We start from the raw sequence: 24,968 nt of genomic DNA on the forward strand, positions 1-24,968 counted from the left end.
AGTCTGTCTCACTCAAACCGAGATATGTAAAAAGAAGACATAAAAAAACAAGGCCCCATAATGAGGACCTTGTTTGTGCCATTATTTTGCTTCGCTGTATAGACGAGCCACTTCGTCCCAGTTTACAACATTCCAGAAAGCTGAAATGTAATCAGGACGGCGGTTTTGATAGTTAAGGTAGTAAGCATGCTCCCAAACGTCAAGACCTAAGATAGGCGTTTTGCCTTCTGAAAGCGGAGAATCTTGGTTTGGCGTGCTTGTGATTTCAAGTTTACCGTTGTTCACAACAAGCCATGCCCAGCCAGAACCGAAGCGTCCAGCTGCTGCTGCTGCGAATTGCTCTTTGAATTTGTCAAAGCTTCCAAATACACTGTTGATCTCTTCAGCAAGCGCGCCAGTCGGTTCGCCTCCGCCGTTTGGAGATAAAAGTGTCCAGAATAATTTGTGGTTTGCGTGTCCGCCGCCGTTGTTGCGGACTGCAGTGCGGATGTTTTCAGGAACAGAATCAAGATCTGCAACAAGCTCTTCAACTGATTTGTTGGCAAGAGCAGTGTTTCCTTCAACCGCTTTGTTTAAATTTGTAACGTATGTGTTGTGGTGTTTCGTATGGTGAATAGTCATAGTTTCCTTGTCGATATGCGGTTCTAAAGCATCGTACGCATAAGGTAATTCTGGAAGTTCGTAAGCCATGATAATTCCTCCTTAGTATATATGTACTGAAATGCCGCTTCACAGCGAGCCTTTCTTCATTCAATGTAACAAAAGAATGCTTTGTAATCAATGAAAAAGCTCACGATTTGGCTCATTTCAGCGGACATATTTCACTTTAACCGATAATCTGCCCCATTAAACCTGCCGCCAGCATTTCTTATAGGACCGTCCATAAAAAATATCCGATCATCAAAAGCTGTATGATGCCCTTGGCAATAACCCCTGTTAAAAAACCAATGAGTGAGCCGAGGCCAATTTTAAACGCTGACTTTAAGTCCTTCTGATGGACGATAAGTTCTGCGCAAACAGCCCCGATAAACGGACCCAATATGATCCCTGCAACCGGAATGACAAAAGGCCCGATTAATAAACCGATCGTGCTTCCCCATATGGCAGCTTTGCTTCCTCCGAACCTTTTTACTCCAAGCAGATTCGACACGTAATCTGCTGCGAATAATACTGCGGCAAAAACTGCCTCAACAAGCCAGAACATATAAGAATACGGACTGAATGAAAATAAAAATCCGTACAATACAAATCCGGCAACAATAAATACTACGCTCGGAATAACAGGATACACCAGCCCGATAAAGGCAATGATAAAAACCGCTGCAATTAACAGCCAATACAACATATCCATAGCTTCCATCCTCCCATTTTACTCTGTCTTCTTCATGTCTTCCTTGTATTCACACGCATGCAACGATACAATAAGCAACATATATTAGTTTAGCTAGGAAGTGAAGATAGTGAATGTGTTTCAGCTTTTCATTAAAAGTACATACTCTCCCCGTGATATTGCAAAAACAAGATTTCAAGGAATCGGAAAAGCGATTCTTTATGTATTTTTGCTCTCTGTCCTGTTTGCAATCCCTACCGCTTATTATGTAAGTACAGGGACCGTAAAATCAATGAACGGCTTTAAAACTGTTTTAAACAAAGATTTCCCTGATTTCACAATTTCAAACGGCAAACTTCAAACGGATGAAAAAAAAGCCACGGAATCTCAGGCAAATGGTTTCGTCATCGTGTTCGATCCAACAGACTCCTATGGCACTGAACAAATTGAAGCAAAGCAAAACGCAATCGGCATCCTTCAGAACAAATTTGTTTTGGCCATTGACGGACAAGCCCAAGAAATGTCTTACTCAATGATGCCGTCAGAGTTACAGAAAAAAGATGTCATTGCAGGTTTAAACCAAAATAAAGCGATGATCGTAACTGTTCTCTCAGCTCTTATTTTTCTCGTAACAGCAGCGGGAAAATTTATTGAAGTATCGTTTTTAGCGCTTATCGGGTTAATCATTAAGAATTCGCAGAAAAAACATTTATCCTATCATCAGCTCTGGAAGCTTTCTGCTTATTCCATCACCCTTTCAACTGTATTCTTTACAATCATGCGGGCATTAGAAGCAACCGTACCAAGTGAATTTTTGCTGAACTGGTTTGTCAATTTTGTCATCCTGTTTCTCGTTTTAAAAGAGATTCCGTCCAAAAAAGCTGCTGTATAAACCGAGGCTGCATTCGCAGTCTCTTTTCTTTTGTCATGAATCGAAATGGACAAGCATACTATGGTATAAAATTTCGTATGCGGGAGGAAAAGCGATGAAGCGTCTCACCTTAGTATGCAGCATTGTTTTTATACTTTTTATTCTTTTTTATGACCTTAAAATTGGAACCATACCCATTCAGGACCTCCCTGTCTATGAAGCATCAGCAAAAACGGCTGTACAAGAACCGGCTTATAAAACGGTGAAGGTAAAGCCGGGTGATACGGTTATGTCGATAGTCGGATCAGCAGGTTCTCCGGATGACATTGTAAAGGATTTTGAAGCACTGAATCCAAATGTGAAAGCTAACGCCATTCAAGCCGGAACAGCGTATAAATTCCCGGTCTACCCTTAATTTAACGTTAATTTCTTGTCAGTTCGGCGAAGACACTGTTACAATGTAATTTGTAAAATAAATTCACATAAACCATACTAGAATTGTTATATCTAGAAGCGGCAACTACAATTAAGGAGCGATTGCAAGTGAGTGAAATCACACATCGTACAAAAACGCGTCCCGTCAAAGTGGGACCTTTAACAATAGGCGGCAACAATGAAGTTGTCATCCAAAGCATGACAACAACAAAAACACATGATGTAGAAGCAACGGTTGCGGAAATTAACCGTTTGGCTGAAGCCGGATGCCAAATCGTTCGGGTAGCATGTCCGGATGAACGGGCGGCAAACGCCATTGCGGATATTAAAAAGCGCATTTCCATTCCTCTCGTTGTTGACATACATTTCGATTATAAACTTGCGTTGAAAGCCATTGAAGGCGGCGCAGATAAAATCCGAATCAACCCCGGCAATATCGGCCGGCGCGAAAAAGTTGAAGCGGTTGTTAAAGCGGCCAAAGACAAAGGCATTCCGATCAGAATCGGAGTAAACGCCGGTTCATTGGAAAAACGCATTTTAGAAAAATACGGTTATCCGACTGCCGATGGAATGGTAGAAAGCGCACTTCATCACATTAAAATTCTTGAGGATCTTGATTTTCACGATATTATTGTCAGCATGAAGGCCTCTGACGTGAACCTTGCAATCGAGGCTTATGAAAAAGCAGCGAAAGCGTTTGACTACCCGCTTCACCTCGGGATCACCGAGTCAGGAACGCTGTTTGCCGGCACAGTAAAGAGCGCAGCAGGACTCGGCGCCATTTTAAGCAAAGGCATCGGGAACACCATGCGCATTTCACTAAGCGCAGACCCTGTAGAAGAGGTAAAAGTAGCAAGGGAGCTTCTGAAATCTTTCGGCTTAGCCTCCAATGCTGCCACGCTCATCTCATGCCCGACTTGCGGCCGTATTGAAATTGATCTAATCAGCATTGCCAATGAAGTGGAAGAGTATATTTCTAAGATAAAAGCGCCGATTAAAGTTGCTGTTCTCGGCTGCGCTGTAAACGGACCTGGTGAAGCGAGAGAAGCTGATATCGGAATCGCCGGCGCACGCGGTGAAGGGCTGCTGTTCCGGAAAGGGAAAATTGTCCGTAAGGTTCCAGAGGAAACGATGGTAGAAGAACTCAAAAAAGAAATTGACATTCTTGCTGAGGAACACTACGCAAAACTTGAAGCTGAAAAAGCAAAATTAAAAGAAGAAACACAAAAAGCTTGACGGGAACCCGTCAAGCTTTTTTGTGTTAGAAAAATGGAATAATAAATATTCCAAGCACTAATGAAACGACACCGATACCCATTGCCCAGGCTCCAAGGCCTTGAGCACCTCTTCTTCTTGCGATATAGCCGACAATAATACCGGCAGCTCCCAATAAAACAGGCAGTACAAACAATGAAATGATGGACAAGGCTAAAGCGATGTACCCTATTCCCCGTCCTTCATTGACATTGCCGTCGCTGCGATCATTGTCTTGGTCATTGCTGCGGTCAGCAGCACGATAAGGCTCTGCGATTTCAGCAGCTGTTTCCTCAAAAAAACCGTCATTGTCGCGGGTAATATTTGTCCCTTCAGATCCATGATCAACATAGTAACTGTTGTTATCACGCTTTTCGTAATCGTTTGCCACCTTCAATTCCCCCTTCTGTTTTATTAAAGGAGCTTTTATAGTTTGATCCATTTTGCCTGATTCATGTTTGCTAAACTTTTCTGTTAATGTCAATTGTTTATGTTACACTTGAAGGGATGAAACTGAAGGAGTGTGGGCATGTTACGCTTAGGAATAGATATTGACGGCACAATCACGGCTCAGGATACATTCGTCCCTTATTTGAACCGTTCGTTTAATCTTTCCATTTCATTAAACGATATGACGGATTATGATTTAACAAAGCTGTTAAACATTACCCAGGAAGAATTTTGGGATTGGATGAATCAAAATGAAGCAATCATATATAAGGAAGCATTGCTTGCACAGCATGCGAAACAGTCACTTGATCTTCTCAAAGAGGAGCACAAGCTTATTTATATTACAGCGAGACGGACTCATTTAACTGATATTACCTATGAATGGTTTGACAGACAAAACATTCATTATGACCACATCGAACTCGTTGGCGGTCATCACAAAGTTGAAGCGGTCAAGGATCATAACATCGACCTGTTTTTTGAAGATCATCACGGGAACGCCATGATGATTGCGAAAGAAGCCGGGATACCGGTGATTTTGTTCAATTCCCCTTATAATCAGCTTCCGATTGATTCAAACATCATCAGAGTAAACAACTGGCTAGAAGCCGTTCAATGGATGAACAACAACAAGCATCACTTTATACGCGTCAATAACTGAAAAAGGAGCCCAAACCGGGCCCCTTTTTCATATATACGCATTTTACGCAGTAGTGTTGTCTTGGTTTTCCGCTGTACAATCAGGGCATGTGCCGTAAATCTCAAATTTATGCCCGCTGACCTGATAGCCATCCAAATCATCACAAAGCTTGTCCATCGGACATGATTCAATTTCCTTTGTTTTGCCGCAGGCAAGACAAATAAAATGATGGTGGTGATGGGTGAATGAACACTTAAATCTGAAAAGCTTTTCACCGGACAGCTCAGTTGTTTCCAAAATCCCAAGTTCTTCATATAAAGAAAGATTTCTGTAGATTGTATCAAAGCTTAAGCCTGGATAATCATCATTCAGTGCAGACAGTACGTTTTTAGCGGTAAGATATCTGTCTGAATCAGCAAAAAGCTGCAGCATATCCTCCCGTTTGTTTGTATATTTATATCCGTTTTCTTTTAGTAGGTTCAGCGCTTCTTGGACGTTCATGAAGGGTCCCCCTTTTCGCTTTGCTTAAGAACGTATCACATGTATGAAAAAGAAAATGGCAGCTGTCTGTCCAGCAAGCCATTTTCTTTACTGCAGATAAAATTATACCCATAAAATGAATAAAAGTAAATGAAAGCCTAGTGGATTGCGTTTTTGAATTTTCCGCCTCTCGTTTCATGAGTATTCATAATTGTTATGAATGCATTTTGATCAACTTCAAACACGATCGATTTGAGCTTTGTCACTTCCAGCCTTGTGACAACCGCGTAAATTACGTCTTTTTCTTCGTCCGTATACCCGCCTTTCCCCTTCAACTTCGTTGTGCCCCGACCAAGACGGTGCAAAATCGCGTCGGAAATCTCATCATACTGCTCAGACACAATAATGACAGCTTTTGTTTCATCAAGCCCTTGGATCACGGCATCAATCGTTTTCATCGCAATATAATAAGTCATGAATGAGTACATCGCTTGCTCAGGACCGAACACAAAAACTGCCCAAATGAAGATGAACACATTGATGAACATAACGAACTCACCTACTGAAAACGGGAGTTTTTTGGTCAGCAAAATACCGAGAATTTCTGTACCATCCATTGAACCTCCGTTTCGAATAACAAGCCCGACGCCAAAGCCGAGTAAAAGACCTCCGAACACAGTAGCCAAAATAGGCTGGGTTGTAATGGCTTCTACATGGTGAAGTGAGGATTCAATAACGGCAAGCCCGACAATCCCTATAAACGTAGAGACTAGAAAGGTCTTACCGATATATTTATATCCGAAGATCATAAAAGGAATATTTAATATGACAACGAAAAAAGCGAAATTGAGAAAGGGGTTTGACATAAAGAGGTGGTCTAAAATAAGTGATACACCGATAATCCCGCCATCAATAAAATCATTGGGGATTAAAAATAATTCGATACTTACAGCCGCAGATGCAGCACCTACCAGAATCATGAAGACCCTGAAAATAAAATGGGTAAATGTTTCTTTCTTATGTTGTTTTGTTGGGGTCATAAAATCTCCTTTCCTGCAATAACTATTTTAAATACATTATAAATCTATTTTACCATTAAACACTGACACATTTTACTGATTTGCCCATACATTAAGTCTGGAGGTGGAATGACCGATGATTTTATTTCAAAGAATTATTTTACAGCGGCTTAATCAGGCTACTGCTGATGATTTGCTGAAGTACTCAAAACAATACGGAATCAGCTTAACAAGATCGCAGGCCGTTGAAGTAGCGAACTTGTTATACGGGAAAAATGTAAACATCTTTAATGAGAGTGAACGAATGCGGCTGTTGAAACAAGTAGAGACGATTACATCGAAAGAAACAGCTCAAACAGTTAATGAACTATTCAAACAATTTACAAGCTAAAAAATGGGGGTGTTATCCCCCATTTTTTATTGCTGTAAAATCTTTTCGAGCAATGTATCATCAAATTGTTTTTCTTTCAGCATTTCAATCTCAAAACGGTATGGCGGTTTTTTGTTCTTTTTATCTTCACCGACATATGGTGTTTCAAGAATTTTTGGAATGTCTTTTAACTGCTCATGGTGAACAACATATTGCAGTGCGTTAAAACCTATTTCACCAAAGCCAATATTTTCATGGCGGTCTTTTCTCGCACCTTTGACATTTTTGCTGTCATTGATATGAAGCACTTTGATACGGTCAATGCCAATGATTTTATCGAACTCATTCAGCACTCCGTCAAAGTCTTCGACAATGTTATACCCGGCATCATGTGTATGGCACGTGTCAAAGCACACTGACAGCTGCTCATTGTGTGTAACGCCTTCGATAATCTGTGCAAGCTCCTCAAAGCTTCTGCCGCATTCTGATCCTTTTCCAGCCATTGTTTCTAATGCAATCTGGACATTTTGATTCGGATCAATCACTTCATTTAAGCCTTCAATAATTTTTTTGATGCCGGCTTCAGCTCCTGCCCCTACATGAGCGCCAGGATGAAGGACAATTTGCTTCGCTCCGATGGCAGCTGTCCGTTCAATTTCTGAACGAAGAAAATCAACACCCAGCTCAAAAGTGGACGGATTTGTCGTGTTGCCAATATTAATAATATAAGGCGCGTGTACGATAATCTCGTCAATGCCGTTTTCTTGCATATGTGCCCGGCCTGCTTCTATATTTAAGTCTTCAATTTTCTTTCGGCGCGTATTTTGCGGTGCGCCTGTATAGATCATAAACGTATTCGCCCCATAAGAGACTGCTTCCTGGCTTGCAGCCAGAAGCATATGTTTTCCGCTCATAGAGACGTGTGAGCCTATTCTCAACAACAGGTTCCCCTACTTTCTTTTCTTAGATTGGTTTCTTCTCTGTTTTTTCTTGATTTTCTCCATCTCATAGCTCATTTTCTTTTTATACCCAGGCTTAACCTTCTTCGGCTTTTTCACGAGACGATGAGCAATTTCATCCGCTTCATTCGGCGTTTTTTTACGCTTTTTGCGGCGCTGACGGTCATCGCCTTTTTTCCATTCGCCCTTGTCAAGCTCTAAGTAATCAAATTCGATGCCCATTTTTTCAAGTCTTACTAATGCATCCTCATCAGTAAGCTCATAAATGGTCATCGCTTGTCCTGATGAGCCGGCACGAGCCGTTCTGCCCACACGGTGAACATAGAAATCGAGATCATCCGGCAGCTCATAGTTGATAACATGGCTGACACCTTTAATATCAATACCTCTTGCGGCAAGGTCAGTTGCAATGACATATGTGAATTCCAAATCATTGATCTGCTTCATGACTTTTTTCCGCTCACGTGGTGTTAATCCGCCGTGCAGCAAGCCAATTTTCATGCCTTTGCCAGTCAGATACTGGGCAATATGGTCAGCCGTATTTTTCGTGTTGGCAAACACAATCCCCAGGTATGGATTCAGATGCGACATGATGTCAAAAAGGAGCTTGTCCTTGTCACGATGTTTCGAAGGAATGAGGATATGCTCAATTTTCGCAGCAGTCACCTGTTTTGGCTCCACATGGGCGTATTTCGGATTTTCCATGTATTTCTTCAAAAATGGTTTCAGCTTTTCCGGTATGGTCGCTGAGAACACAAGCATTTGCAGATCCTCAGGCATGCGGGAACCGATGTAATCTACATCTGCAAGGAATCCCATGTCCAGCATTAAATCCGCTTCATCAATAACAAGAGATTCCGCTTTATGAACACTTAACGCCTGTTCTTTGATTAAGTCAGCAATCCGTCCGGGTGTACCAACAACAAGATGCGGCTGTATTTTCAATTTATCAATTGATTTTTGTTTATCAGTGCCTCCGATAAAACATTTCGAGCGAATCTGACTGCCTTCCTCACCCTGTGTGATTTTAAGCGCTTCCTGATAAATCTGGTTGGCAAGCTCTCTTGTCGGAGCCGTAATGACTACCTGAACGACATCCTTAGCAGGATCGATTTTGTTTAATAAAGGCAGTAAATAAGCGTGAGTCTTTCCAGTACCCGTCTGAGACTGGCCGATGACGCTTTCTTTTTTTAACACTGCAGGAATCAGCCTTTTCTGGATATCAGTCGGTTCGTAAAAACCAAGGCGATGTACTGCATCTATAATAAATGGTTTCAATTCATAAAGTTCAAATTTCGTTTCTTTCATTTTTCCCAGCTCCTTAAAGCGGCACATTATGTGTCCATCATCACATTATACCCGATTTTGCTTAAAAACACCACGTTTGCAAGGCGTTTGTTTTATTCAGTTATGTAAAGCAAATACCGCAGCCCATGCATATTCTAATAGCAGAGAGAGCTGAAAGGAGGTACAAGTATGTTTTCACCGCAGCAGCCAATGAGAAATTACCCACAGCCCGGACCGCCCCGCCCCATGCCAAATCAGCGAATGGCGGGCAGAAGACCGCCTAATATGCGAGGACCTTCATTTGGAGCACAGCAGCAAGGTTTTCAGCAAGCCGGACAATTTCTTCCTCAGGCAAATGCCGGAGCGAGAAATGGTGCAGGTGCAGGCGGAGGCTTAAAAGGAATGCTGTCAAGGTTCCTACCCGGCGGAGGAGGCGCTGGCAGCGCCGGAGTTCCTGGAATTCCAGGAGCAGGTGCAGCAGCGAGCGGAGGTGCTGGCCTGCAAGGCATTCAAAATATCGCCAATCCTGCATCATTATCCAGTATGCTTGGAAATGTGCAAAAAGTACTCGGCATGGCGCAGCAAGTCACCCCTATGATCCAGCAGTACGGCCCATTAGTCCGCAATCTGCCAGCAATGATGAAGCTGTACAGCCAATTAAGTAAAAGTGATGATACTGAGACAGAGGCCAATGAGGAAAGTGAAAAACAATCCGTTTCAGAAGAATCATCAGAAAAAGAGAAAGAGACTGAAACAAAAACCTCAGATGGGAACAAAAAATCAAAACCAAAAAGTTCTTCTCTCCCAAAGAAATCTAAAACAACTGACAATAAAGAACAAGAATCAAAAACGTCTGCCCCGAAGAAAAAGGAAGCTGCCTCTCCTGCTCCGAAAAGAACATCAGGCAGTTCAAAACCGAGATTATATATTTAACATTCTTTGATATCTGAAGTGAGATTGGCTATAATGAGATCAGAAGAATGCAAGAATAGAGCCGTTTGATTACGGCTTTTTATATTGCCTTTACTCACTTCAGTATTGGAGGACAACCGAAAATGGACGTAATTAAAATTTCACCGCGCGGCTATTGCTATGGTGTTGTTGATGCTATGGTCATTGCCAAAAATGCGTCACTAGATAAAAGCTTGCCAAGACCCATCTATATACTCGGGATGATTGTTCATAATAAACACGTCACTGATGCGTTTGAAGAGGAAGGGATTTTTACATTGGACGGCTCTAACCGTCTGGACATCTTAAAGCAGGTTGACAAAGGAACTGTCATTTTCACTGCGCACGGTGTTTCTCCCGAAGTCAGAAGAATCGCAGAAGAAAAAGGGTTAGTCGCAATTGATGCTACATGTCCGGATGTGACGAAAACTCATAATCTAATCTTAGAGATGAAAGAAAAAGGATATCACGTGATCTATATCGGCAAAAAAGGGCATCCAGAGCCTGAGGGAGCCGTTGGCGTAGCGCCGGAGATCGTTCACTTAGTTGAAACAGAAGAAGATGTAAAGAACCTTGATATCCAAGCAGAGAAGTTAATCGTGACGAATCAAACAACAATGTCTCAATGGGATGTTCACGACATTATGGAGCTTGTCAAAGAAAAATATCCTCATGTCGAATATCACCAAGAGATTTGCCTCGCTACTCAAGTGCGGCAGGAAGCTGTATCAGAGCAGGCAAAAAAAGCGGACTTAACAATCGTTGTCGGAGACCCGAAAAGCAACAATTCAAATAGGCTTGCTCAAGTGTCAGAAGAAATAGCCGGGACAAAAGCATACCGGATCGGTGACTTAAGCGAATTGAAGCTCGAATGGCTGAAAGGCGTTAATACCGTTGCAGTTACAGCGGGAGCTTCAACACCGACGCCGATCACAAAAGAAGTCATTCGCTTTTTAGAGCAGTTTGATCACGAAGATCCATCAACTTGGACAACTGAACATAATATACCGCTCAAAAAAATACTTCCAAAAGTAAAAGCAAAAAACTGAGGCTGTAAAAGCCTCAGTTTTTTTATAGAAATGTAAATGGATTTGTATCTGTTTCAGAAACAAAGATATTCACGCCAAACTTTTTATCATTACACATTGATGTCAGTTTTCTCGTGACGCCTTCTTTCATGATTTTTTCCGCGTAATGGCCCGGATCAACCACATTTAGGCCAAGCATCATCGCATCATGGGCCACATGGAAGTATAAATCTCCTGTGACGTAAACATCGGCTCCCTTTCGTTTTGCATGATGAATATACTTGTTTCCATCTCCGCCAAGAACAGCTACTTTTTTCACCATGCTGTCAGCATCCCCCACCATTCTGACACCATTGACGTCAAGCTTGTCTTTCACAAATAAAGCGAATTCCTTGAGCGTCATCTCATTTTTAAGGGTTCCGACACGGCCGAGCCCTTTTTCGGCGGGAGTCTGTTCGATAGGATAGATATCGTAAGCGACTTCTTCATATGGATGGCTTTTTATCATTGCATTGATAACAGCTTTTTCGACGCTTTTAGGAAATACAGTCTCAAGCCTTACTTCATGAACAAGCTCAAGCTCTCCCACTTCACCGATAAAAGGCTTAGCTCCGTCTAATGGTTTAAAACTGCCGATTCCTTCAGATGAAAACGCGCAATGGCTGTATTCACCGATATGGCCAGCCCCCGCATTTCCGAGCGCGGCTCTGACCTGCTCTTCATATTCCTTCGGCACGTATACTGCCAGCTTTTTCAGAGGATCCGTATAAGTAGGCACCAGCACTTCCGTCTCACTCAGCTCTAATGCTTCAGCAAGCAAATCATTCACACCGCCGTCCGCAACGTCTAAATTTGTATGAGCTGCATAAACAGCAATATCATGCTTCAAACACTTTTCAATTAACCTTCCGGCAGGCTGATCTGTTGAAATATGCTTTAGCGGCCGGAAAATTGGTGGATGGTGTGCAATAATCAAGTCAACCTCTTTTTCAATCGCTTCATCGATAACGCTCTCTAACACATCAAGTGTAACCATCACATTTTTAATTGGTTTGTTTAAGGTGCCGATTTGCAGGCCGATTTTATCTCCTTCAACCGCATAGGCTTTCGGGGAAAATTGTTCAAACAGCTGGATGATCTGCTGCCCATTTACACTTTTAGCCATGATCGATTACCTCCTTTAACAGCTCCATTCGATCGGCGAGCTCCTTTAATTTTTGTTTGTTTTGCTCTGTATCCGCCGCTTGGCTGATCTGTTCATAAATGCTTTGAGTGTGCTGAAGCTCTTGTGTCCACTTTTTCAAAAAGACAGCATTTTTTTCTTTTGCCAAGAAAGGGCCGACAAGCATCCCGGCTGATAAAGAAATACCGTCATAAGCCGCATCCCTGTCTCCCGCTTCGGCTACCAGCACCTCATAGCACTTTCCGTCCTCTTCAAGGATTACCTCATCTATCAGCGCATATCCTTCTTTATAAAGCCACTCCCTGATATGAACAGCATGAATATTCGGCTGTAAAATGAACCGTTCTTTCCCCGTTAATTTGTCTTTGCCCGCTTCTAAAATGTGAGCGATCAAAGCCCCGCCCATTCCGGCAATCGTAATGGCATCAGCTTCACCTTTTTTAATCACTTCCAGTCCGTCTCCCTGCCTTACAGAAATGTGCGAGTTTAAGCCTGATTTTTCAACCTGCCGCTTTGCAGACAAAAATGGGCCATCTGTGATTTCTCCGGCAATCGCCCCGCTGGCTTTATGATTCAGCACCGCATAACAAGGAAGGTATGCGTGATCAGAGCCGATATCGGCCATCACCGCTCCATTCGGTATGTACTCCGCTACTGTTTGCAATCGTTTAGATAATTTTAATTCGTTCACTTGTCATCACAACTTTTCTCAATCATTTTTTCCTTTACTATCATATAAAAAATCAGCCCGGAATCCAAGCTGAAGCAAATGATTTTGAGATTATTTCTTTTGATGCGGGTCTGCACGCGGCAGTCAAAAATAAAAGGCTGTCGAGAACATCTCGGCGGCCTGTGAATGTATAAAGAGAAAAATGGTTCTTTTATTTAATTTTTGACACCCACTCTGCCATATCATCCAGCTTATCGGCCGGAACAAGACCGGAAGGCATTCCATTACCGCCTTTTTCGATCTTTGTTTTAATTTCAGCGACATCTTTCTTATCCCCTACACCTTTTAAGCTAGGACCCGAAACACCTTCATAATTTTCACCGTGGCATGCGATGCAGTTTGCCTTGTAAATTTCTTCTGGTGAAGCGTTTGCATCTTTCTTTTCAGCAGATTTGCTTTCTCCTCCGCTTGCAATCTCCCGAGAGTCATCAAGTCCTTTTACTGATAAAAAGAAAGTTAGACCAATTCCTAAAACAGCGATCAGCAAAAATGGAATAAGCGGGTTCCATTTCATTTCCCTTCCCCCTTTTTGATCCTTCCCCCTATGTAAACACTTCTAATTCTAACTTATTTTTACAAAAAGTAAATGGATTGCTATACAAAAGTTTTTTATTCACACTTTATACAAAATTGAATTGAAACATGCCTAAATCTCTAATATCCTTTTTATTCTATTGTATAATGTATTGTATACGCTTACAATAGAAAATATGGAATTAGATTTTGAAATTTTTCATCACAATGTTCATTTGCAAATGACATCATTTTTCAGTAAAATAAAGGCATATTATCCATATATCTTTTTAAAAAAGAAGAACGGATCATCAAGACCCGTTCCATCTTATTCGAGGAAATCTTTCAAACGTTTACTTCTGCTAGGATGTCTTAGTTTCCGCAACGCTTTGGCTTCGATTTGTCGAATACGCTCTCTCGTTACTCCAAATACTTTGCCGACCTCTTCTAATGTTCTTGTACGGCCGTCATCAAGACCGAATCGAAGACGCAATACATTTTCTTCACGATCAGTTAACGTATCAAGCACATCTTCCAGCTGCTCTTTCAATAGCTCGTATGCGGCGTGGTCAGAAGGTGAAGTTGCTTCTTGGTCTTCAATGAAATCACCAAGGTGCGAGTCATCCTCTTCACCGATCGGTGTTTCCAGCGATACCGGCTCTTGAGCAATCTTTAAGATTTCGCGTACTTTTTCAGGCGTTAAATCCATATCTTCCGCAATTTCTTCAGGTGTTGGTTCTCTGCCTAAGTCTTGCAGTAATTGACGCTGCACACGGATTAATTTATTAATGGTTTCAACCATATGAACGGGAATCCGGATCGTTCTCGCCTGATCGGCAATGGCGCGTGTAATCGCCTGTCTGATCCACCACGTAGCATACGTACTGAATTTATAACCTTTGCGATAATCAAATTTTTCAACGGCTTTCATCAGGCCCATGTTTCCTTCCTGGATCAGATCAAGGAACAGCATACCGCGTCCGACATACCGTTTTGCGATACTGACAACAAGCCGCAGGTTCGCTTCAGCCAATCTGCGTTTAGATTCTTCGTCACCTTCTTCAATCTTTTGAGCGTAGGCGATTTCTTCTTTTGCAGAAAGAAGGTTAACCCGACCGATTTCCTTTAAATACATACGAACTGGGTCATTGATTTTAACGCCAGGCGGTACACTTAGGTCATTAAGGTCAAATTCTTCTTCGGCTTTGGCAAGCTGCTGAATATTAGGATCTTCTGTTTCTTCATTCTCACTAATTAATTCAACACCTTGTTCACCTAAAAATTCATAATACTCATCCATTTGGTCTGATTCAATTTCAAAGCTGGACATACGCTCAGCAATTTCTTCATATGTCAAAACGCCACGTTTTTTACCAGACTCTGTTAATTGCTCTTTTACTTGGTCGAATGTTAATTCTGTCTCGTGGGTTTGTTTATCAGCCATTATGGATCCCTCCTTCCAAAGCTTGCAACGAATTCTATAAGCGGTATGATTCTTATTCGGTCCATTCAGGCGTTTTCTATGTGAACTGCCTTTAACAATGTGCGAATAATGAAATGACAATTCATGATGAGGTTAAGCGATCTATTTGCTCCTCCGCAAGGAATCATTGCCAATAAATGCTCCTCATCAGTTCTCCAGTTATTTTAAAGATCGGTTCAATGTAACGATTTCTTGAGCCAGAGAAGCAGCTCTTAAAAAATCTTTTTGCCTTTCGGCTTCGGCTCTTTCCGCCTCTTTTTCTTTTATCATTGACCAATTTCTTTGATTCAACACTTTTTTTACATAATCTGATAACTCGGCTTCGCTAAGCTCTTGACTAACCTGAAGCATTAATATATCAGACAAGAGCTGGCTTATATGATCATCCGTCACCCTGGCCATCAGATGCTGAGGCGTCAGCTCGGCTCCCTCTTCATAAAAAGCATAAAGATAGGCGGCTAATGCCCGGTGCTCATCAATATTAAATTGAAACCCTACCCGATCAATCACTTTTTTGATGACGCTCCGATCTCGAAGCATGTGAGCGAGTAACAGCCTTTCTGCATTTTCATACGCCGGACGCAAACGTTTTTGCCTTGCTTTTGTCGTCAGATGCGCTCGCCGCGTTTTTGTTTCACCGCTATTGTCAGCAGGTTTGTTTTGCTTGCTGAAAACAGACAGCTGCTCAGTTAAAGACTCCTGTGAAAGCGAAAACTCTGAAGCAAGCTGCTTTACATAGACTTCCTGCTCTAGAGACCCTGAAAGCGTGCTGATTTCTTTCAGTACGTCTTTAATGTAAGCTAGTCGGTCGCCTTCATCGGACAGGTTCTTTCCTTTTCGGAAATATTGCATTTTGAACGCCATTACGGTGACACTGGCGTCAATAATGTCATTTTTAAATTTTTCCCCGCCGAATTTTTTGATGTAATCATCAGGATCCAATCCGTCAGGAATCATTGCAACTCTGACTTTGCAGCCTTTTTTTTGCAGAAGCTCCGAAGCTTTTAAGGTGGCTTCATAACCGGCTTTATCAGAGTCATAGCAAAGAATGATTTCTTCGACGTTTCTTCTCAGGATCTTGACATGATCATCTGTAAGAGACGTTCCCATCGTGGCTATGCTTTCTTTTACACCCGAGCTTACGGCCGATATGACATCAGCAAACCCTTCAAATAAGACTGCTCTTTCCTGCTTTCTGATATGAAGGCGGGCCTTATAAAAATTGTAAAGCAGTTTACTTTTATGAAAGAGCGGGGTTTCAGGACTGTTCATATACTTAGGCTGCTGGCTGCCAAGAGCCCTGCCTGAGAAAGCAACAACAGCCCCGTGATGATCATGGATCGGAAACATGACACGGTTTCTGAAGCGGTCGAAATATCCGCTTCCGTCTTCGCGTCTGATCAGGAGACCCGCTTTTTCCATTTGCGCCTCACTAAATCCCCTCTTTACAAGGAATTTCGTGATAAAGTCCCAAGAATCAAGAGCATAGCCAATCTGAAATTCATCAATCAGCTCTTTCGTAAAGCCCCTAGAAAGCAGATAATCCAGTGCCTCTTGACCTTCTTTTGTATTTATTAACAAATGATGGTAAAATTTCTTCAGGAGCTCATGTGCCTCAGCCATTTTTTGTTCTCCAGAAGACTCTGGCCGGGCTCCGGAATGGACTGTTATATCATCTGGAAAATCAATTTGGTATTTGTCAGCAAGGTGAGAAACCGACTCGGCAAAAGAATAGCCTTCCATCTGCCTTAAAAAAGAGAAAACATTGCCGCCCGCTCCGCAGCCAAAGCAATGAAAAATCTGTTTGTCGGGCGATACGGAAAACGAAGGTGTGCTTTCTCCATGAAAAGGACAGAGTCCAAAGTAGTTTCGGCCTTGCTTCTTTAATTGAACATAATCACCTATGACTTCAACGATATCTGCCGACTTTTGCACCTGATCCACAATTTCATCTGGTATCCGATTTCCCATCTTATAACACTCCGTCGTACATTATTCGATGCTTTAGTGCAAAATCCCTTCATCGTTCGACAGGATTTTTTGCAGCAGTGCAATAAATCGTTCTCGATCTTCTTTATTCAATTTTTTAGGCCCTTTGGCATATACGCCTTTTCTTCTTTGTTTGCCGGAAAAATGACGGCCCTCTAGAGCAAAATCAATCGTGTCTTCTTTGTAAAGACGACCTCTTTCCGACATAACAGAGACATTTCTGTTCAACAGCAGAGATGCTAATCCGATGTCCTGCGTCACAACAATATCTCCCGGTTTCACGTGATTTGCGATATATAAATCAGCAGCTTCTTTATGAGGATCAACATACTTCCATTTTTCTTCATTGCTTCTGGAAAGCTGATAATGTTCAAATGAAGCGACAAAAAGAACTTGAACTTCATACTCGGATGCTGTTTGTAAAATTTCATCTTTTACCGGACAAGCATCAGCATCGACAAAAATCGTCTTTTCTTGTTCATTAAGAAGAGTAATTCTCCATCCCTCCATTAAACTCCTGCATAAAAGCAAGCAAAATCGCACATCCTTTATTATTGTGGATGTATATGAATTTGTCGAAAAATTTCCGGGAGAAATTCTTGACATCTTACCCATAATAGTTTATTCGTATCACACGATCCTTAAACCTAAAATTAATCATTTTATCACAATTTTTTATTATAATACAAACTTCACAAAGATGCTATTGTTTTTCATTATTCCCTTTTGGCACAGCCAAAAACCCAGGATAGAGCGTCCTGAGTTATATGTTTTTTGTTTTGAGATGATGGATAATATTTGCTGTTTCCTCAACCGCTTTATTTGAAACATCAACAACCTGGCAGCCGATCCGATCCACAATCTTTTCGAAATACTCGAGTTCCTCTTTGATTCTGTTGATATTTGCATAAATCGCTTTATCATTAAGCCCGAGTGATTTTAAACGTTCTTTTCTGATATGATTCAGTTTATCAGGGCTAATCTTTAAACCGATGCATTTTTTCGGATCAACGTTAAAGAGTTCTTCCGGCGGATCAACCTCCGGTACAATCGGAACATTGGCAACCTTCAGGCGTTTGTGTGCGAGATATTGAGACAGCGGTGTTTTAGACGTTCTTGAAACGCCGATCAAAACGATATCAGCTTTTAAAATCCCTCTTGGATCACGTCCATCATCGTATTTAACTGCAAACTCGATGGCCTCCACTTTTTTGAAATAATCTTCATCAAGCTGGCGCACCCGCCCCGGTTCGTATTTCGCTGTTAAACCGTAGGCTGTTTCCATTTTATCAATCAACGGGCCGATAATATCATAATATAAAACATTTGCTTTTTCCGCTTCGGCTATCAAATATTCTCTGATTTCCGGCACCACGAGTGTAAAACAGATAATGCCGCCGTCTGCCTTTGCAAGTGAAATCACTTCATTGATAGTGCCTATATCTTCAACATAAGGAATTCTTCTTACATGGGTATCATCCGCCGATCCGTTAAATTGGCTGAGTGCTGCTTTCACTACCAATTCAGCCGTTTCACCGACGGAATCCGATACAACATAGATGATGCGGTTATTCATATTATCCCCCCGTTAGTTTGCAATCTTATAGGATTTCATTTTCAGATAAACTGACAAGTATTTTGGTCATATTTGTTTTTGTCACTCTGCCGATCACTTCAAAGCCTTTATCGGTGTCTTTGATGACAGGCAGTGCATCAATTTGTTTTTCTATTAAGTGCTTTGCAATGTCCATCACATAATCCTCGCGTCTGCACACCGTAATGTTCGGCATCCTTGTCATGATGATGTGAACAGGGACCGATGTAAGCTCCTGCTGGCCAATGCTCGCTCTGAGCAAGTCTTTTCGTGAAAGCACCCCGACTAAAACAGCATCGCGGTCCACCACAAACAGAGTACCTACATCTTCTAAAAACATGGTGCAAATCGCATCGTACACAGAAACGTTTTCGTGAATCACTACGGGGATAGATTGAAAGTCTTTCACCTGAAGCTTTTTGAGTTTATCCGCCAAAAGCTGTGTGCCGGTTTTTCCCGTATAGAAATAACCGACTCTCGGGCGCGCCTCGAGGAATCCTGACATGGTGAGTATGGCTAAATCCGGGCGCAATGTCGCCCTGGTTAGGTTCAGCTTTTCTGCAATATGCTCCCCTGTAATCGGCCCGTTTTCTTTTACAATCTGCAAAATATGTTCTTGCCGTTTATTTAGTTCGATCGTACTCACCACCTTTTCACTTCATAGCTATGTAAAGAAATAATAATCCATATTATAACGTAAATATCTTGTAATCAAACAAAAAACATATAAATGGGGAAAAGACGATTACCGATCACACAGCAACCGCCTTTTCTCTCTTTATTTTACAATAAGGGCATTCATATTCGCAAAGGACTTGATCTCATCCGCCAAGCTTACCATTTGCGCTAATCGATTTGCCTTTAATGCCTCATTATCCGCTATAACCATTGTATGATCGAAGTAAGCATCGATCGGTTCTTTTAAGGCTGCAAGTGAAGCAAGCGCCGCCTCATAATCTTTTTTGCTGAAGTTTTCCTGCAGATTTTGCTTCGCTGTTTGGTAGGCATCAAACAGTTTTGCTTCGTATTCATTTTCAAACAGATCAGGCTGAATGTCTCCGCGGACTCCTTTTTTGCTGATAGAGATCACTCGGCCTAACGCTTCGGCTGTTTCCTTAAAGCCAGGTGCACCAAGCTTTTGCTCCAGTACTTGTGCTTTATGCAGCGCAGAGTACGGCTCAAGCTCAGAGCTTTCCAGCACGGCGTCAATGACATCATGTCTGATTTGTTCAGCATTCAAGACATATTTCAAGCGCTGAGTGAAGAAATCCAGCAGTTCATTTTCTTTATCGGTTTGTACGAAAGTAAGCAGCTCTTCAAATGAAATTCCCCAGTTGCGGTCAAGAAGAATCGCAACAATACCGCTTGCTTGGCGGCGCAGTCCGTAAGGGTCCTGGGAACCGGTCGGAATTACGCCGATAGAGAAGAATGAAGCGATTGTGTCAAGCTTATCCGCCATTGCTACAACAGCTCCGGTGAAAGTAGAAGGCGTTTCTCCGCCCGCTGATCTAGGCATATAATGTTCATTGACTGCCGCCGCCACAGCTTCATCTTCGCCAAGCATTCTCGCATACTTTTCGCCCATAATTCCTTGAAGTTCAGGGAATTCATATATCATATGTGTCACAAGGTCGAATTTAGAAATTTCAGCAGCCCGCTTCACATGTTTTAATGTATCTTCATCAGCCTGAAGACGAACGGCAAGTTTCTCTGCGATTGATGTGACTCTTCTAACCTTATCAGCAAGAGAACCAAGCTCTTCATGGAAAACGATATTTTCAAGCTTCTTCACATTTGCATCAATGTTTAGTTTCTGATCTTCCTTGTAGAAGAATGACGCATCAGATAAACGTGCGCGCAGCACTTTTTCATTGCCTCGGGCCACATTTTCAATCGCGTGGCTGTTGCCGTTTCGGACTGTGATAAAGTGAGGCAGCAGGTCACCGTTTTTGTCTTTGACAGGGAAGTAGCGCTGATGCTCTTTCATTGTCGTGACAAGCACTTCTTCAGGAATTGACAGAAACTCGGATTCAAATGAACCGTAAAGAGCTGTCGGGTATTCTACTAAATGATTCACTTCATCAAGAAGGTCTTCGTCAACTGGAATGCTCCAATTGTTTTCAGCAGCCATTGTTTCCAGCTGAGATTGAATCATTTGCTTTCGGACGCTAGGATCAGCAATAACATGCTGTTCTTTCAGCTGCTCTTCATAAGCTGAAGGTGATTCAATTGACACTTCATGTCCGAGGAAACGGTGTCCCTGTGTTGTCCGTCCAGACTCAACGTTTGTGATCGAAAATGGAATGACATCCTGTCCAAATAATGCGACAATCCATTTGATCGGTCGGATATAACGCAAATCTTCATTTCCCCAGCGCATGTTTTTCGGGAAATGCAAGCTTGTAATTAAACCGCTCAATTCTGGCAGAAGCGACTTCGTTTCTTGGCCGGCTTGGAATTTTTGCACGAATACATACTCTATGCCTTTTACTTCTTTGATATACAGGTCTTCCACATTCGCGCCTTGGCCTTTTGAAAAGCCGATTGCCGCTTTTGTCCAGTTCCCGTCCGCATCAAGGGCAATTTTTTTCGCAGGCCCTTTTGCTTCTTCTTTTATATCATCCTGCTTTTCTGCGACATCCTTAACGAACACAGCAAGACGTCTCGGTGTATTGAAGAGTTTCACTTCACCGTGAGTAATATTTTTTTCTTTAAGCCAGCCTGTCAGCTTGTCGCCAAGCTGAACCATGCTTTCATTCAAAAAGCGCGCCGGCATTTCCTCTAATCCGATCTCTAAAAGTAAATCCTGTTTACTCATGAGAAGAACCCTCCCCTTTAAGCATTGGGAACCCTAGTTTTTCTCGTTCCTCATAATAGGTTTTTGCTACTTTTCTAGCTAAATTCCGCACTCTTGCGATATAGCCCGTCCGCTCGGTAACAGAGATCGCACCTTTGGCGTCAAGCAGATTGAAGGTGTGCGAGCATTTCAGTACATAGTCATATGCTGGATGAACAAGTCCGTTATCCATTTGCTTGATCGCTTCTTTTTCATATGTGCTGAACAATTGGAACAGCATATCGACGTCTGATGTTTCAAACGTATAAACGGAATGTTCATATTCAGCCATCATGAATAAATCTTTTACTGTAAACCCTGACGTCCATTCCAAGTCAAACACGTTTTCTTTATCTTGGATATAAGACGCGAGACGTTCAATTCCATACGTAATCTCTACAGAAACGGGTTTACACTCTAATCCCCCGACCTGCTGGAAATACGTAAATTGTGTTATCTCCATTCCGTCAAGCCAAACTTCCCAGCCTAGACCCGCGCAGCCTAAAGACGGATTCTCCCAGTTGTCTTCAACAAAGCGAATATCGTGCTCAAGCGGATCAATTCCAAGAGCACGCAAGGAATCTAAATACAGTTCTTGAATGTTATCAGGAGACGGTTTAATAATGACCTGGAACTGATGATGCTGATACAGTCTGTTCGGGTTCTCCCCGTAGCGGCCGTCTGCAGGACGTCTGGAAGGCTCTACATAAGCCACTTTCCACGGCTCAGGGCCGATACTGCGCAAAAATGTATACGGGCTCATCGTGCCGGCTCCTTTTTCTACATCGTAAGCCTGCATAAGCACACAGCCCTGACTGGACCAATGCTTTTGCAAGGTTAGAATCATGTCTTGAATATTCATTTCAAGCACCTCCACTTTTCTTTCATAAGTTGACTGCGGCAGCAACCAAAAAACTCCCGTCTCTATGCTTGCCAGCCGCAAACATAGGGACGAGAGTTCTCCCGCGGTTCCACCCTAGTTGCTGAGAACAAAATCCCAGCCTCTTTTTTTAAAATTGCTCAAGAATGCCTTTCGTTGCGTGCTCATCCTTAGCTTACACCGCCCTAAGGTCGCTTTCATGAGGTAAACGCAAGTACTTCTTTCTCTCACTGCAACATATTTTATAATAAATGATCATATAAAAAGATGGACCAAATGTCAACTTTTGTTTTCACCCATAAGATGTTTCATGCTTTCCATTTGATCTAAAAAGCGCTTTGATTTTAAATACAATCCCGAATATTCTTCGTAATATAAATCAATCACTTGCTTTAATTCAGCTTTTGTTTCCTCTTTTAAGGACACATTGCCGAGTCTCGACAGATCAAAATAGTAGAAGAGTCTTAACAGCCTTGCCGTTTGCGGTTTAATCGGTATCCTGTAAGGATCTTTTTCAAAACAGCGGTGGCATATAAAACCATTATCACGAACAGAAAAATGAAAGGTTCCGTCTTGGCTTTTACAATGTACACAATGATTTAGCTCAGGATACAGGCCCATGACACCGAGCATCTTCATTTGAACAATGAAGGTGATAACATCCGGATCTGTTCCTTCATTCAGCTGTTTTAATGATTCTAATATGAATTCAAATAAATAAGGATTTGACTTTTTTTCTTCTGTGCCTCTGTCGACTAACTCAGCAATATAGGCAGCATATGCTGTTAAAAACAAGTCTTCCCTGATGCCTCTCATGCTGAGGATCATTTCCCCCTGCTGAAGCGTTCCGAGGCCCGATGTTTTTTGCATTAAGAAAGAACCATACAAAAAGGGCTGGCTGACTGCTGATAAACGGCTGTTCGGTTTTTTGGCGCCTCGTGCCATAACACCTATTTTTCCGTGTTCTCTTGTCAGTAATGTTACGATTTTATTCGTCTCTCCGTAATCATTTGTGCGAAGAACGATTCCTTCACATTTTGTCAGCATTTCCGCACCTTCCTCAAGCAGGAGCGGCCAAGAGGTTTATAAAATTGGATAATCAAATCGGGCTAGCTCATCTTCTAGTTCTTCGGGTCTTTCCATGTTCTCTTTTTCCAGTTCTTTAAAAAGAAGATACGTATCAACATTTCCTGTTTGAGAAAATACGTTCCAGGTAAAATTCAACACAAGAAACCCACCTTTCTGTAGTTAAACTAGCTTACCTAAACTCCAAATTCTTACCTTTATCTTGACCAGATGTCCTCCATTTCATGTTAAACAAAATTTGCTAATGTATCCCTGTTCCTGTGAGATAATGACACACACAGCAAGAGATTAATATTCGTCCTCTTTAAAGCCAAAATCGCGAAGCTGGGACATTTTATTACGCCAGTCTTTCTGCACTTTCACCCACAATTCAAGGTAGACACGGGAGCCCAACAGTGCTTCAATATCCGCTCTCGCTCTTTTTCCAACCTCTTTTAGAAGGCTTCCTTTTTTACCGATCACGATGCCTTTCTGGGAATCCCGCTCGACCACAATCGTTGCCGCTACGTGCACAGAACCGTTGTCCTGCCCTTTGATGGATTCGATGGCCACCGCAATGCTGTGCGGGATTTCTTCTCTCGTCAAATGCAGCACCTTTTCCCTGATTAATTCAGAAATGATAAATCGCTCAGGGTGGTCAGTTACCTGGTCACTCGGATAGAATTGCGGCCCTTCCGGCAAATACGCTTCAATCTGAGCGAGCAAGGTTTCGATGTTATTTCCTTCTAAAGCAGAAATCGGAACAATTTCCTTAAAAGGATAACGTCTGCGGTATTCGTCAATTAGCAGAAGCAATTGGTCGGGATGAATTTTATCAATTTTGTTTACGATTAAAAATACAGGCGTAGACATCGTCTGCAATTTCTCAATGATGAATTCGTCGCCCTTCCCGTAGCCTTCCTCAGCATTGATCATAAACAAGATCAAATCGACTTCTTTTAATGTATTTTGCGCCACTTTCATCATAAAGTCCCCAAGCTTATGCTTAGGTTTATGAATCCCTGGTGTGTCAATAAAAATGGTTTGTGATGTGCCTGTCGTCAGTACTCCTTGCACCTTGTTTCTCGTCGTTTGGGGCTTATCGCTCATGATCGCGATTTTTTGTCCAATGACTCTGTTCAAAAATGTAGATTTTCCTACGTTTGGTCTTCCAATAATGGATACAAATCCTGATTTAAAGCTTTCGTTCGTCATGTAAATCCTCCGATGAAAATGCGCCTGGCAATAATTCTTCCACAGTCATTTCTTTTATTTGTCCTTGTAAATTAGTCAGTACGACAATAACGTCTTTTGTGCAAAGCTCAGAAATCACCTGGCGGCAGGCTCCGCACGGAGATACCGGTCCAGGGGTGTCAGCCGCAACGGCCAGCATCTGAAACTCTGTATCCCCTTCAGAAACAGCTTTAAATAAAGCGGTACGCTCGGCGCAATTGCACATGCTGTATGCCGCGTTCTCAATGTTGCAGCCTCTGTACACTTTTCCATCCTTGGTAAGAAGAGCGGCTCCTACTTGGAATTTGGAATACGGCGCATATGCCATATCACGCGCTTTTAAAGCTTCTGTTATTAATTCTTGTCTGTTCATGTGTACATTCCTCTC

The 24,968-nt window shown here is 42.2% G+C and carries 28 protein-coding genes and 1 other annotated feature; of the genes, 7 read left to right on the top strand and 21 right to left on the bottom strand.

Going from position 1 to position 24,968, the window contains the following annotated elements:
• Positions 1-81: 81 nt before the first annotated feature.
• Both sodA and AC07VD_RS15960 read right to left on the bottom strand, forming a co-directional pair.
• Positions 82-690, bottom strand: a complete 609-nt coding sequence (gene sodA / locus AC07VD_RS15955; protein ID WP_004398583.1) for a superoxide dismutase SodA — start codon at positions 688-690, stop codon at positions 82-84.
• Between the two features lie 178 nt (positions 691-868).
• The gene (locus AC07VD_RS15960; protein ID WP_004398518.1) at positions 869-1,351 is read right to left on the bottom strand and encodes a DUF456 domain-containing protein; all 483 of its coding nucleotides are present in this window, start codon (positions 1,349-1,351) and stop codon (positions 869-871) included.
• 109 nt (positions 1,352-1,460) lie between these two features.
• Between AC07VD_RS15960 and AC07VD_RS15965 the strand changes: the two genes are divergently transcribed.
• The 3 genes from AC07VD_RS15965 to ispG all read left to right on the top strand — a co-directional run bounded on the left by AC07VD_RS15965 (position 1,461) and on the right by ispG (position 3,872).
• Positions 1,461-2,222 (top strand): DUF1189 domain-containing protein, encoded by a 762-nt coding sequence (locus AC07VD_RS15965; protein WP_015384107.1) that lies wholly within the window; start codon positions 1,461-1,463, stop codon positions 2,220-2,222.
• A 94-nt stretch (positions 2,223-2,316) separates the two neighbouring features.
• The gene (locus AC07VD_RS15970; protein WP_003230087.1) at positions 2,317-2,616 is read left to right on the top strand and encodes a protein YqfZ; all 300 of its coding nucleotides are present in this window, start codon (positions 2,317-2,319) and stop codon (positions 2,614-2,616) included.
• 122 nt (positions 2,617-2,738) lie between these two features.
• Positions 2,739-3,872, top strand: coding sequence for a flavodoxin-dependent (E)-4-hydroxy-3-methylbut-2-enyl-diphosphate synthase (gene ispG, locus AC07VD_RS15975; protein ID WP_010886567.1), 1,134 nt, complete (start codon positions 2,739-2,741; stop codon positions 3,870-3,872).
• A 25-nt stretch (positions 3,873-3,897) separates the two neighbouring features.
• On the opposite strand, the gene AC07VD_RS15980 is transcribed toward ispG, so the two are convergent.
• The gene (locus AC07VD_RS15980; protein WP_072557054.1) at positions 3,898-4,287 is read right to left on the bottom strand and encodes a DUF308 domain-containing protein; all 390 of its coding nucleotides are present in this window, start codon (positions 4,285-4,287) and stop codon (positions 3,898-3,900) included.
• A 132-nt stretch (positions 4,288-4,419) separates the two neighbouring features.
• On the opposite strand from AC07VD_RS15980, the gene AC07VD_RS15985 reads away from it, so the two are divergent.
• Entirely contained in the window at positions 4,420-5,001 is a 582-nt protein-coding gene (locus AC07VD_RS15985; RefSeq protein ID WP_064671026.1) for a hypothetical protein, read from the top strand.
• Between the two features lie 42 nt (positions 5,002-5,043).
• On the opposite strand, the gene zur is transcribed toward AC07VD_RS15985, so the two are convergent.
• Positions 5,044-5,481 (bottom strand): zinc uptake transcriptional repressor Zur, encoded by a 438-nt coding sequence (zur, locus tag AC07VD_RS15990; RefSeq protein ID WP_003230079.1) that lies wholly within the window; start codon positions 5,479-5,481, stop codon positions 5,044-5,046.
• Between the two features lie 137 nt (positions 5,482-5,618).
• Complete coding sequence (locus AC07VD_RS15995) at positions 5,619-6,500, bottom strand: YitT family protein (RefSeq protein WP_003230077.1); 882 nt, start codon at positions 6,498-6,500, stop codon at positions 5,619-5,621.
• Positions 6,501-6,615: 115 nt separating this feature from the next.
• On the opposite strand from AC07VD_RS15995, the gene AC07VD_RS16000 reads away from it, so the two are divergent.
• Complete coding sequence (locus tag AC07VD_RS16000; RefSeq protein ID WP_003230076.1) at positions 6,616-6,870, top strand: DUF2624 domain-containing protein; 255 nt, start codon at positions 6,616-6,618, stop codon at positions 6,868-6,870.
• A 26-nt stretch (positions 6,871-6,896) separates the two neighbouring features.
• Here AC07VD_RS16000 and AC07VD_RS16005 read toward each other — a convergent pair whose 3' ends face one another.
• Positions 6,897-7,790, bottom strand: coding sequence for a deoxyribonuclease IV (locus tag AC07VD_RS16005; protein WP_124058612.1), 894 nt, complete (start codon positions 7,788-7,790; stop codon positions 6,897-6,899).
• A gap of 9 nt (positions 7,791-7,799) precedes the next feature.
• A complete protein-coding gene (gene cshB, locus AC07VD_RS16010; RefSeq protein WP_042976517.1) occupies positions 7,800-9,116 on the bottom strand; it encodes a DEAD-box ATP-dependent RNA helicase CshB in 1,317 nt (438 codons plus the stop codon).
• A gap of 168 nt (positions 9,117-9,284) precedes the next feature.
• Here cshB and AC07VD_RS16015 point away from each other — a divergent pair, with 168 nt between their 5' ends.
• Positions 9,285-10,028 carry a YqfQ family protein gene (locus AC07VD_RS16015; RefSeq protein WP_101169546.1) on the top strand — a complete coding sequence of 248 codons (744 nt, stop codon included), beginning with the start codon at positions 9,285-9,287 and terminating at the stop codon, positions 10,026-10,028.
• Positions 10,029-10,150: 122 nt separating this feature from the next.
• On the top strand, positions 10,151-11,095 hold the full coding sequence (locus AC07VD_RS16020) for a 4-hydroxy-3-methylbut-2-enyl diphosphate reductase (RefSeq protein ID WP_014477361.1): 945 nt from the start codon (positions 10,151-10,153) through the stop codon (positions 11,093-11,095).
• A 22-nt stretch (positions 11,096-11,117) separates the two neighbouring features.
• On the opposite strand, the gene AC07VD_RS16025 is transcribed toward AC07VD_RS16020, so the two are convergent.
• The 14 genes from AC07VD_RS16025 to AC07VD_RS16090 all read right to left on the bottom strand — a co-directional run bounded on the left by AC07VD_RS16025 (position 11,118) and on the right by AC07VD_RS16090 (position 24,953).
• Positions 11,118-12,239, bottom strand: a complete 1,122-nt coding sequence (locus AC07VD_RS16025; protein ID WP_015714275.1) for a Nif3-like dinuclear metal center hexameric protein — start codon at positions 12,237-12,239, stop codon at positions 11,118-11,120.
• The gene (gene trmK, locus AC07VD_RS16030; protein WP_015714276.1) at positions 12,232-12,882 is read right to left on the bottom strand and encodes a tRNA (adenine(22)-N(1))-methyltransferase TrmK; all 651 of its coding nucleotides are present in this window, start codon (positions 12,880-12,882) and stop codon (positions 12,232-12,234) included. Before trmK ends, AC07VD_RS16025 begins: the two co-directional genes overlap by 8 nt.
• Positions 12,883-13,138: 256 nt before the next feature.
• Positions 13,139-13,501, bottom strand: coding sequence for a cytochrome c550 (gene cccA, locus AC07VD_RS16035; RefSeq protein WP_003230068.1), 363 nt, complete (start codon positions 13,499-13,501; stop codon positions 13,139-13,141).
• Between the two features lie 327 nt (positions 13,502-13,828).
• Positions 13,829-14,944, bottom strand: a complete 1,116-nt coding sequence (gene rpoD, locus AC07VD_RS16040) for an RNA polymerase sigma factor RpoD (protein WP_003226225.1) — start codon at positions 14,942-14,944, stop codon at positions 13,829-13,831.
• A 198-nt stretch (positions 14,945-15,142) separates the two neighbouring features.
• Entirely contained in the window at positions 15,143-16,954 is a 1,812-nt protein-coding gene (dnaG, locus tag AC07VD_RS16045; protein ID WP_064671022.1) for a DNA primase, read from the bottom strand.
• Positions 16,955-16,987: 33 nt separating this feature from the next.
• A complete protein-coding gene (locus AC07VD_RS16050; protein WP_015714278.1) occupies positions 16,988-17,482 on the bottom strand; it encodes a YaiI/YqxD family protein in 495 nt (164 codons plus the stop codon).
• 253 nt (positions 17,483-17,735) lie between these two features.
• Positions 17,736-18,548 carry a pyruvate, water dikinase regulatory protein gene (locus AC07VD_RS16055; protein WP_003230064.1) on the bottom strand — a complete coding sequence of 271 codons (813 nt, stop codon included), beginning with the start codon at positions 18,546-18,548 and terminating at the stop codon, positions 17,736-17,738.
• Between the two features lie 25 nt (positions 18,549-18,573).
• Positions 18,574-19,212, bottom strand: coding sequence for a transcriptional regulator CcpN (gene ccpN, locus AC07VD_RS16060; protein WP_003237058.1), 639 nt, complete (start codon positions 19,210-19,212; stop codon positions 18,574-18,576).
• Positions 19,213-19,344: 132 nt separating this feature from the next.
• Positions 19,345-21,384 carry a glycine--tRNA ligase subunit beta gene (glyS, locus tag AC07VD_RS16065; RefSeq protein WP_024572413.1) on the bottom strand — a complete coding sequence of 680 codons (2,040 nt, stop codon included), beginning with the start codon at positions 21,382-21,384 and terminating at the stop codon, positions 19,345-19,347.
• Positions 21,377-22,264 (bottom strand): glycine--tRNA ligase subunit alpha, encoded by an 888-nt coding sequence (gene glyQ, locus AC07VD_RS16070; RefSeq protein ID WP_003226213.1) that lies wholly within the window; start codon positions 22,262-22,264, stop codon positions 21,377-21,379. Before glyQ ends, glyS begins: the two co-directional genes overlap by 8 nt.
• 82 nt (positions 22,265-22,346) lie before the next feature.
• Positions 22,347-22,522 (bottom strand) — a binding site (T-box leader).
• Between the two features lie 39 nt (positions 22,523-22,561).
• A complete protein-coding gene (gene recO, locus AC07VD_RS16075; protein ID WP_015384118.1) occupies positions 22,562-23,329 on the bottom strand; it encodes a DNA repair protein RecO in 768 nt (255 codons plus the stop codon).
• A gap of 36 nt (positions 23,330-23,365) precedes the next feature.
• Positions 23,366-23,509: a YqzL family protein gene (locus AC07VD_RS16080; RefSeq protein ID WP_003230053.1), complete on the bottom strand. Its 144-nt coding sequence runs from the start codon at positions 23,507-23,509 to the stop codon at positions 23,366-23,368.
• A gap of 147 nt (positions 23,510-23,656) precedes the next feature.
• Positions 23,657-24,562, bottom strand: a complete 906-nt coding sequence (gene era / locus AC07VD_RS16085; RefSeq protein ID WP_014477370.1) for a GTPase Era — start codon at positions 24,560-24,562, stop codon at positions 23,657-23,659.
• Complete coding sequence (locus tag AC07VD_RS16090; protein ID WP_003230049.1) at positions 24,543-24,953, bottom strand: cytidine deaminase; 411 nt, start codon at positions 24,951-24,953, stop codon at positions 24,543-24,545. The genes era and AC07VD_RS16090 overlap by 20 nt, the downstream gene beginning before the upstream one ends.
• Positions 24,954-24,968 lie beyond the last annotated feature (15 nt).

It is taken from the genome of Bacillus sp. GW821-FHT01G09 (genome assembly GCF_059422205.1).